At 62.2% G+C, this 8,374-nt stretch carries 9 protein-coding genes; 5 read left to right on the top strand and 4 right to left on the bottom strand.

Annotation, left to right across the window (positions count from 1 at the left end; translation table 11 throughout):
• From APH41_RS14815 to APH41_RS14795, 5 genes are all read left to right on the top strand, one after another.
• Positions 1–560: ABC transporter permease (locus APH41_RS14815; RefSeq protein ID WP_156359057.1), on the top strand; the 560-nt coding region annotated here is incomplete at its 5' end.
• Positions 557–1,414: an ABC transporter permease gene (locus APH41_RS14810; protein WP_054898622.1), complete on the top strand. Its 858-nt coding sequence runs from the start codon at positions 557–559 to the stop codon at positions 1,412–1,414. The genes APH41_RS14815 and APH41_RS14810, both read left to right, overlap by 4 nt.
• Positions 1,411–2,367: an ABC transporter ATP-binding protein gene (locus APH41_RS14805; RefSeq protein ID WP_054919784.1), complete on the top strand. Its 957-nt coding sequence runs from the start codon at positions 1,411–1,413 to the stop codon at positions 2,365–2,367. The genes APH41_RS14810 and APH41_RS14805 overlap by 4 nt, the downstream gene beginning before the upstream one ends.
• Positions 2,364–3,335, top strand: a complete 972-nt coding sequence (locus APH41_RS14800; protein ID WP_054898620.1) for an ABC transporter ATP-binding protein — start codon at positions 2,364–2,366, stop codon at positions 3,333–3,335. The genes APH41_RS14805 and APH41_RS14800 overlap by 4 nt, the downstream gene beginning before the upstream one ends.
• Before the next feature lie 32 nt (positions 3,336–3,367).
• A complete protein-coding gene (locus tag APH41_RS14795; protein WP_054919782.1) occupies positions 3,368–4,882 on the top strand; it encodes an ABC transporter substrate-binding protein in 1,515 nt (504 codons plus the stop codon).
• Between the two features lie 119 nt (positions 4,883–5,001).
• On the opposite strand, the gene APH41_RS14790 is transcribed toward APH41_RS14795, so the two are convergent.
• From APH41_RS14790 to APH41_RS14775, 4 genes are all read right to left on the bottom strand, one after another.
• Entirely contained in the window at positions 5,002–5,742 is a 741-nt protein-coding gene (locus APH41_RS14790) for a YciK family oxidoreductase (RefSeq protein WP_003189758.1), read from the bottom strand.
• 177 nt (positions 5,743–5,919) lie between these two features.
• The gene (gene mupP / locus APH41_RS14785; protein ID WP_003189759.1) at positions 5,920–6,591 is read right to left on the bottom strand and encodes an N-acetylmuramic acid 6-phosphate phosphatase MupP; all 672 of its coding nucleotides are present in this window, start codon (positions 6,589–6,591) and stop codon (positions 5,920–5,922) included.
• 4 nt (positions 6,592–6,595) lie between these two features.
• Positions 6,596–7,294: a bifunctional 2-polyprenyl-6-hydroxyphenol methylase/3-demethylubiquinol 3-O-methyltransferase UbiG gene (gene ubiG, locus APH41_RS14780; RefSeq protein WP_003189760.1), complete on the bottom strand. Its 699-nt coding sequence runs from the start codon at positions 7,292–7,294 to the stop codon at positions 6,596–6,598.
• Between the two features lie 64 nt (positions 7,295–7,358).
• On the bottom strand, positions 7,359–8,374 hold a 1,016-nt coding region (locus APH41_RS14775), incomplete at its 5' end, for a TRZ/ATZ family hydrolase (RefSeq protein ID WP_054919779.1).

Below are 8,374 nucleotides of genomic sequence, written 5' to 3'. Positions count from 1 at the left end.
GTTGGGCGGACAAGCTGATCCGCGTGTTCACCACGGTCGGCCTGGGCATGCCGGCGTTCTGGCTGGGGTTGATGCTGATCCTGCTGCTCAGCGTGAAATGGGGCTTGTTCCCGGTATCCGGTTACGGGCGCACCTGGCTGGATAAGGCGCACCACATGCTTTTGCCATGCCTGACTATCGCCCTGGCGCTGTCGGCGGTGCTGGTGCGCAACCTGCGGGCGAGCATGTTGATGGAGTTGCAGGCGGATCACGTCATCGCCGCACGTGCACGCGGGCTGGCGGAAGGCGCGGTGTTTCGCCGGCATGTACTGCCCAACGCCCTGGTGCCGGCGGTCAACCTGCTGGCCGTCAACATCGGTTGGCTGATCAGCGGCACGGTGGTCATCGAAAGCCTGTTCGCGATTCCAGGCATCGGCCAGTTGCTGGTGCGCGGCATTTTCACCCGTGACTACATGGTGGTGCAGGGTGTGGCGATGGTGCTGGCCTGTGCCACGGTGGTGGTCAACTTCCTGGCCGACCTGGTAACCGTGGCCCTCGACCCACGGGTGAAGATGCAATGAGCAGTCGCCCCCTGATCGCCCCGTGGCGCTTGCGCCTGCGCTTTGGTTTTCGCAATGGCCGGCTGACCGCCGCATGGGGTTTGTTGATCCTGTTCGCGTGGTTGGCCCTGGCGCTGTTTGCGCCGTGGGTCGCGCCCTATGACCCTATCGCGCAGGACACCAGCATGAGTTTGCTGGCCCCCAGCCTTGCCCATCCGTTGGGTACGGACAATTACGGCAGGGACATCCTGTCGAGGGTGATCTGGGGGGCGCGCATCGACCTGCAGTTGGCGGTTATCGGGGTGATCTTCCCGTTCATCATTGGCACCTTTATCGGTGCGGTCTCGGGTTATATCGGCGGGCGTTTCGACAGTGTCTGCATGCGTGTGATCGATGTGGTGCTGGCGTTCCCGTTCCTGGTGCTGATGCTGGCGATCATGGCCATCCTCGGGCCGGGCTTGCAGAGTTTTTACATCGCCATGGCGCTGGTGGGCTGGGTGTCGTACGCGCGCCTGATTCGCTCGCAGATCCTGGTGCTCAAGGAAAGCGAGTTCGCCCTGGCCGCCAAGAGCCTGGGCTTTGGCCATGGGCGCATTCTGTTCCGGCATTTGCTGCCTAATGCGCTGTTTGGCTCCATTGTGTTTTCCATGTCCGACGCGGTGCTGGTGCTGCTCAACGGCGCCGCCGTCAGTTACCTGGGCCTGGGGGTGCAACCACCGACCGCCGAATGGGGGACGATGGTGGCCGAGGGGCAAGCCTTTATCACCACCGCCTGGTGGATCTGCACCTTCCCGGGCCTGGCCATCGTGACCTTGGCCATGGGCTTCAGCCTGTTGGCCGATGGTGTTGCGCAGGTATTGGGAGAGCGCTCATGAGCCTGTTGCAGGTGCGCGACCTCAGTGTGATCGCCAACAACGCCGGGCGTGAGGTCACCTTGGTGGATCGGGTGTCCTTCGACCTGGCCGAAGGTGAAATCCTTGGCCTGGTGGGCGAGAGCGGTTCCGGCAAGACCATGGCCTGTCGCGGCCTGATGCGTCTGTTGCCATCGCCCAATCTGCGCGTGCAGGGCGGCGCTGTGCAGTTGGCCGGCCAGGACCTGTTGGCACTGGATGATGCCGGCATGCGTGCCGTGCGCGGCGGGCAGTTGGGCATGGTCTTCCAGAACCCCAGCAGCCACCTGGACCCGTTGATGCGCATCGGTGAGCAGATCGCCGAGGGCATCCGCCTGCACCAAGGCGCGTCGAAAAAAGACGCGCGCTTGCAGGCGATCGAGGTATTGCGTCAGGTCGGGATTCCCGACCCCCAGGCGCGAGTCGACAATTACCCCCATGAGTTTTCCGGAGGCATGCGCCAGCGCGCCATGATCGCCGTGGCCCTGGGCTGCAACCCGAAAGTGTTGATCGCCGACGAACCGACCACGGCCCTGGATGTGACGGTGCAGGCGCAAATCCTGCGGCTGTTGCTCGACCTGCGCGACCAGCGTGGCCTGTCGATCATCATGATCACCCATGACCTGGGCGTGGTGGCGCAAACCTGCGATGCCATCGCCGTGATGTATGCCGGGCGCCTGTGCGAGCACGGCAGCAAATACGAACTGCTGGCCCAACCGCAACATCCGTATACCGCAGGCCTGATCGACTGCCAGCCAGCCCACAGCAGCGGGCATGCGTTGTTGCGCACCATTGCTGGCCAGCCGCCGTTGCTCGATGCATTGCCCGACGGCTGCCGCTTCCACCCGCGCTGCCCACAGGCCGGCGCCTTGTGCGCCGAGTTGCTGCCCCAAGGCGCACGCGTGGCCTGTCACTACCCGTTGGGAGCGCGCCCATGAGCCTGTTACAGGTCAAGGATTTGGAAGTGCGCTTTACGGCGTCCGGCAGCGGCCTGTTTGGCCTCAACCGCCAGTGGGTGAGGGCGGTGAACGGGGTATCGCTGAACCTCGCCGCCGGTGAAACCCTGGGTTTGGTGGGCGAGTCCGGCAGTGGCAAAAGCACCCTGGGCCGGGCCATTCTGCACCTCAACCCGATCAGCGCCGGGCAGGTGTTGTTCGACGGTATCGACATGGCCCATGGCAGTGCCATCGACATCGCCCGGCTGCGGCATGAGACCGCGATGATTTTCCAGGACCCCTACGCCGCGCTCAATCCACGGCACAGCATTGGCGAAACCATCGCCGAGGTACTGCGTGTGCAGCGTAAGGTGGCGGCGCAGCAGATTCCTGATCGTGTGAATGAGTTGCTCGAACTGGTCGGCTTGCGTCCTGAGCTGGCTTCACGCAAGCCCGGCTCGCTCAGTGGTGGCCAGTGCCAGCGCGTGGGGATCGCCCGGGCGCTGGCGGTGGAGCCACGCCTGATCATTGCCGATGAATGCGTGGCCGCGCTGGATGTGTCGATCCAGGGCCAGATCATCAACCTGCTGCTGGAACTGCAACAGCGTATGAACCTGGCGATCCTGTTTATCGCCCATGACCTGGCCATCGTAAGGCGCCTATGCGACCGCGTGGCGGTGATGTACCTGGGCAAGATCGTCGAAGAAGGCCCGGTGGAAGCGGTGTTCACCGCGCCCCGTCACCCGTACACGGCGGCGCTGATCCAGGCCATCCCGGAGATCGATCCGCACCGGCCATTGCCTGCGCAGCCATTGCCCGGCGAACCGCCGAGCCCGCTGAATCTGCCGACAGGCTGTGCCTTTCACCCGCGTTGCCGGTATGCGCAAGCCATGTGTTCCTCGGTATTGCCCCCCACCCATTTCCAGCACGAGCATCGGTACAGTTGCGTGCTTGAAGACCCTTTGCTTTGACCCTCTGCCATTCATTAACAAGGAGTTGTGATATGCACTCGCGCCATTTGAAATTGCTCGCCGCCGCTACCCTCACGGCCTGGTCGCTGACCGCCGGCCTGGCCCATGCCGCCGGTGTGCTCACCATCGGCTGCCGTGAAGACAGCACCACTTTCGACCCGATCAAAAGCGCGCAAAACCGCGACACCTGGGTATTTGCCAACGTCTACGACACCCTGGTGCGCGTGGATAACCTGGGCACCAAGATGGAACCGGGCCTCGCCGAAAGCTGGGACATTTCCAAGGATGGCCTGACCTACACCTTCAAGCTGCGCGAGGCGAAGTTCTCTGACGGCTCGCCGATCACTGCCGCCGACGCCGCGTTCAGCCTGCTGCGCATCCGCGACAACAAGGCCTCGTTGTGGAGCGACCCGTTCAGCCTGATCAACACCGCCACGGCCAGCGATGCCAAGACCCTGGTGGTCACCCTGAAAACCCCGGCTGTGGCCTTCCTCTCGCAACTGGCGTCGCCGACGGTGTCGATCCTGTCGGAAAAAGCCATGACCAAGATGGGCGAAGACGCCTACTCGGAAAACCCGGTGACGTCCGGCGCGTTTACCGTGGACGAGTGGCGCAAGGGCGACCGCGTGATCCTGAAGAAAAACCCGAATTTCTGGCAGGCCGGCAGCGTGAGCCTGGACGGCGTGGAATGGGTGTCGGTGACCGATGACAACACGCGCATGCGCATGGTGCAGAACAACGAACTCGACACGGCGATCTTTGTACCGTTCTCCCGCGTGGAAGAGCTGAAGAAAGACCAGAACGTGGTGATCCACGCCGACCCGTCCACCCGTGAAGATCACCTGTTGATCAACCACGAGCACGGCTTGTTGGCCAAGCCGCAAGTGCGCCAGGCCCTGGACATGGCCATCGACAAGCAATCGTTGGTCAAAGCCGTCACTTACGGTCAAGGCACCGTGGCTTATTCCTACATTCCAAAGGGCTCGCTGTACCACTACGCCAACAACCTGCAACGCCCGTACGACCCGGCCGAAGCCAAGAAGCTGCTGGCCGCTGCGGGTGCCCAGGACTTGAAGCTCAACTACGTGGTCAACGCCGGCAACGAGGCCGACGAGCAGATCGCGGTGATCATCAAGGACCAGCTAGCCAAGGTCGGCGTGACCGCCAACCTGCAGAAAGTCGACCCCACCCAAAGCTGGCAGATGCTGGTGGACGGTGAATACGATATTTCGGTGATGTACTGGACCAACGACATCCTTGACCCTGACCAGAAAACCACCTTCGTACTGGGCCACGACACCAACCAGAACTACATGACCCGCTACAAGAACGACCAGGTCAAGGCGTTGGTGGCGGCCGCGCGGATCGAGGCAGACCCGGCCAAGCGTGAGCAAATGTATGTGGAGTTGCAGAAACTGGCCAAGCAGGATGTGAACTGGATTGACCTGTACTACAGCCCGTACATCAACATCTCACGCAAGAACGTAAGCAACTTCCTGCAGAACCCGTTGGGACGTTTCACCTTGGAGGAAGTGGTCAAAAACTGAGTTTTTAACTACACCACAAAGCAATGTGGGAGCTGGCTTGCCTGCGATGGCGATGGAATATTCACCACCGCTATCGCAGGCAAGCCAGCTCCCACCTTTGTTTTGCGGTGTGTCAGGGCTTATTGCGCATCGAAGGCCTGGCCATTGATGCCGGCACTGTCGGGCCCCATCAGGTACAGGTACACCGGCATGATCTCTTCCGGCGCCGGCCTTTCCATCGGGTTTTCCCCTGGGTACGCCTGGGCGCGCATGCTGGTGCGGGTGCCGCCCGGGTTGATGCTGTTGGCGCGCACTGCGGCCACATCTTCCAGCTCATCGGCCAGGGTTTGCATCAGCCCCTCGGTGGCGAACTTGGACACGCCATAGGCACCCCAATAAGCACGGCCCTTGCGCCCGACACTGCTGGAGGTGAACACCACCGACGCGTCCTGGGACAGCTTGAGCAGCGGCAGCAAAGTGCTGGTCAGCATGAACATCGCGTTGACGTTGACGTGCATCACCCGCATGAAGTTCTCGCCGGACAACTGCTCGATGGGCGTGCGCGGGCCGATGATCGAGGCGTTGTGTAACAAGCCGTCGAGGTGGCCGAATGCCTTTTCGATCATCGCTGCCAGCTCATCGTATTGATGGGGCAGGGCGGTCTCCAGGTTGAACGGGATTACCACCGGCTGTGGGTGGCCCGCGGCTTCGATCTCGTCATACACCTGGGCCAGGTTGGCTTCGGTCTTGCCCAGCAACAACACGGTGGCGCCATGGGCGGCATAGGTCTTCGCCGCTGCCGCGCCAATCCCGCGACCGGCGCCGGTTACCAGGATGGTCCGGCCTTTGAGCAGTTCTGGCGGTGCAGAGTAATCAAACATAAATAGCCTCGACAAAATTCAAGGTGATACACCACTTGAAGTGGAATCCATTTCCCGTGGGAGCTGGCTTGCCTGCGATGGCGGACTAACTGCCGCCAGATGTGCTGGCTGGCAGGCCGCTATCGCAGGCAAGCCAGCTCCCACATTGATCTCAGCGTTGTTGAGATCTTCGAACAATCAGCAACTGCACAGCGCGTTATCCAGCACCTTGCGCAATTCCAGCGGGTGATCCACCACCACATCCGCGCCCCAGTGGCGTGGGTTGTCATCCGGGTGGATATAGCCATAGGTGACCGCCGCCGTGCGCGTACCGGCGTCGCGGCCGGATTCGATGTCGCGCAGGTCATCGCCCACGAACAGCACGCTGGCCGGGTCCAGGTCGAGCATTTTGCACGCCAGGATCATCGGCTCCGGGTCCGGCTTGCTGTTTTTCACATGGTCCGGGCAGATCAGCACGGCCGAGCGTTCGGCCAGGCCCAGGCGCTGCATGATCGGTTCGGCAAAGCGCACCGGCTTGTTGGTGACCACGCCCCAGATCAGCTTGGCTTTCTCGATGTCTTCCAGCAGTTCGGCCATGCCGTCGAACAGTTTGCTGTGCACCGCGCAGTCCTTGAGGTAGCGCTCCAGGAATTCCTGGCGCAGCTCTTCAAAGCCTGGGGATTCAGGATCCATCGAGAAGGTCACGGCAACCATCGCCCGGGCACCGCCGGAGATTTCATCGCGGATGTGCTGCGGGTTGATCGGCGCCAGGCCTCGGTCGGCGCGCATGGCCTGGCAGATGGCGATAAAGTCCGGCGCGGTGTCCAGCAGGGTACCGTCCATGTCGAAGAGAACCGCTCGCAACTTCACAGGCTTACTCCTCGCGCAGGGTCTGGATCATGTAGTTGACGTCAACGTCGTTGGCCAGCTTGTAGTGCTTGGTCAGCGGGTTGTAGGTCAGGCCGATGATGTCCTTGACGGTCAGCCCGGCCTGGCGGCTCCACGCACCCAGCTCGGAAGGGCGGATGAATTTCTTGAAATCATGGGTGCCACGCGGCAGCAGCTTCATGATGTATTCGGCGCCGATGATCGCGAACAGGTAAGCCTTGGGGTTGCGGTTGATGGTGGAGAAGAACACCTGGCCGCCGGGCTTGACCATACGGAAGCACGCACGGATCACCGAGGACGGGTCTGGCACGTGTTCGAGCATTTCCAGGCAGGTGACCACGTCGAACTGCTCGGGCATTTCCTCGGCCAGGGCTTCGGCGGTGATCTGGCGGTACTCCACGCTCACGCCGGATTCGAGCTGGTGCAACTGGGCCACGGCCAGCGGCGCTTCACCCATGTCGATGCCCATGACGGTGGCGCCGCGCTGGGCCATGGCTTCGCTGAGGATGCCGCCGCCGCAACCGACGTCCAGCACCTTCTTGCCGGCCAGGTTGACGCGCTCGTCAATCCAGTTGACCCGCAGTGGGTTGATATCGTGCAGGGGTTTGAATTCGCTCTCGCGGTCCCACCAGCGGTGAGCCAGGGCTTCAAACTTGGCGATTTCGGCGTGATCGACGTTGCTCATGGTGAATCCTCTGAATCTGATAAGTCGGTGTGTCGCGGCTGAACCCAAGGCTTCAGCCGCGTCGTTATTCGCTGTGCCCGCTGATGCGTTGGCCCCAGGCAATGGCCGTGGCGGTCAACTGTTGTTCATCCATGCGGGTCAATTGCCGGTCGTCGAGCAATGGCTTGCCGGCAACCCAAAGGTGTTTCACGCAATCGCGCCCGGTGGCATATATAAGCTGTGAGACCGGATCGTAGATCGGTTGTTGCGCCAGCCCGGAAAGATCAAAAGCGACGATGTCTGCCGCCTTGCCGACTTCCAGGGAGCCAATCTGGCTGTCCAGGCCCATCGCCCTGGCGCCGTTGAGTGTGGCCATGCGCAGGGCGCGGTGGGCATCCAGCGCAGTGGCCGAGCCGGCCACGGCCTTGGCCAGCATCGCCGCCGTGCGAGTTTCGCCGAGCAAATCCAAGTCATTGTTGCTGGCAGCGCCGTCGGTGCCGATGGCCACGTTGACGCCAGCCTGCCACAAGCGCTCCACCGGGCAAAAGCCGCTGGCCAGTTTCAGGTTCGATTCCGGGCAGTGAATGACGCTGGTGTTGCTTTCTACCAGTAAAGCCAGGTCGTCTTCGCTGATTTGGGTCATGTGCACGGCCTGAAAGCGCGGGCCCAGCAGGCCAAGTCGAGCCAGGCGCGCCAATGGCCGCTCGCCGGTCTGCTCGACGGCTTGCTGCACTTCAAAGGCAGTTTCGTGAACGTGCATATGGATCACGGCGTCCAGCTCTTCGGCGATCACTCGGATCTTTTCCAGGTTGGCATCGCACACGGTGTAGGGCGCGTGGGGGCCGAAGGTGATTTTGATGCGCGGGTGGTGCTTGAGGTCGCCGAACAGCTCGATACCCTGGCGAATCGCCTCGTCGGCACTGCTGGCGCCGGGGATCGGGAAGTCGAGGATCGGCAGTGCGATCTGCGCACGCATACCGCTGTTGTGCACGCAGTCACTGGCGACCTTGGGGTAGAAATACATGTCCGAGAAGCAGGTGATGCCGCCCTTGATCTGCTCGGCAATGGCCAGGTTGGTACCGTCGCGCACGAACGCTTCAT

The sequence above is a fragment of the Pseudomonas sp. NBRC 111138 genome (assembly GCF_001320835.1).
In the GTDB taxonomy this organism is placed as follows: domain Bacteria; phylum Pseudomonadota; class Gammaproteobacteria; order Pseudomonadales; family Pseudomonadaceae; genus Aquipseudomonas; species Aquipseudomonas paracarnis.
The sequence above is the reverse complement of the archived record's forward strand: the minus strand, read 5'-3'. Positions and strand labels throughout refer to the sequence as shown.

Coding starts and splice junctions, on each gene's coding strand:
- APH41_RS14810 (WP_054898622.1), top strand. CDS start 557: ATGAGCAGTCGCCCCCTGATCGCCCCGTGGCGCTTGCGCCTGCGCTTT.
- APH41_RS14805 (WP_054919784.1), top strand. CDS start 1,411: ATGAGCCTGTTGCAGGTGCGCGACCTCAGTGTGATCGCCAACAACGCC.
- APH41_RS14800 (WP_054898620.1), top strand. CDS start 2,364: ATGAGCCTGTTACAGGTCAAGGATTTGGAAGTGCGCTTTACGGCGTCC.
- APH41_RS14795 (WP_054919782.1), top strand. CDS start 3,368: ATGCACTCGCGCCATTTGAAATTGCTCGCCGCCGCTACCCTCACGGCC.
- APH41_RS14790 (WP_003189758.1), bottom strand. CDS start 5,742: ATGTTTGATTACTCTGCACCGCCAGAACTGCTCAAAGGCCGGACCATC.
- ubiG (WP_003189760.1), bottom strand. CDS start 7,294: ATGAGCAACGTCGATCACGCCGAAATCGCCAAGTTTGAAGCCCTGGCT.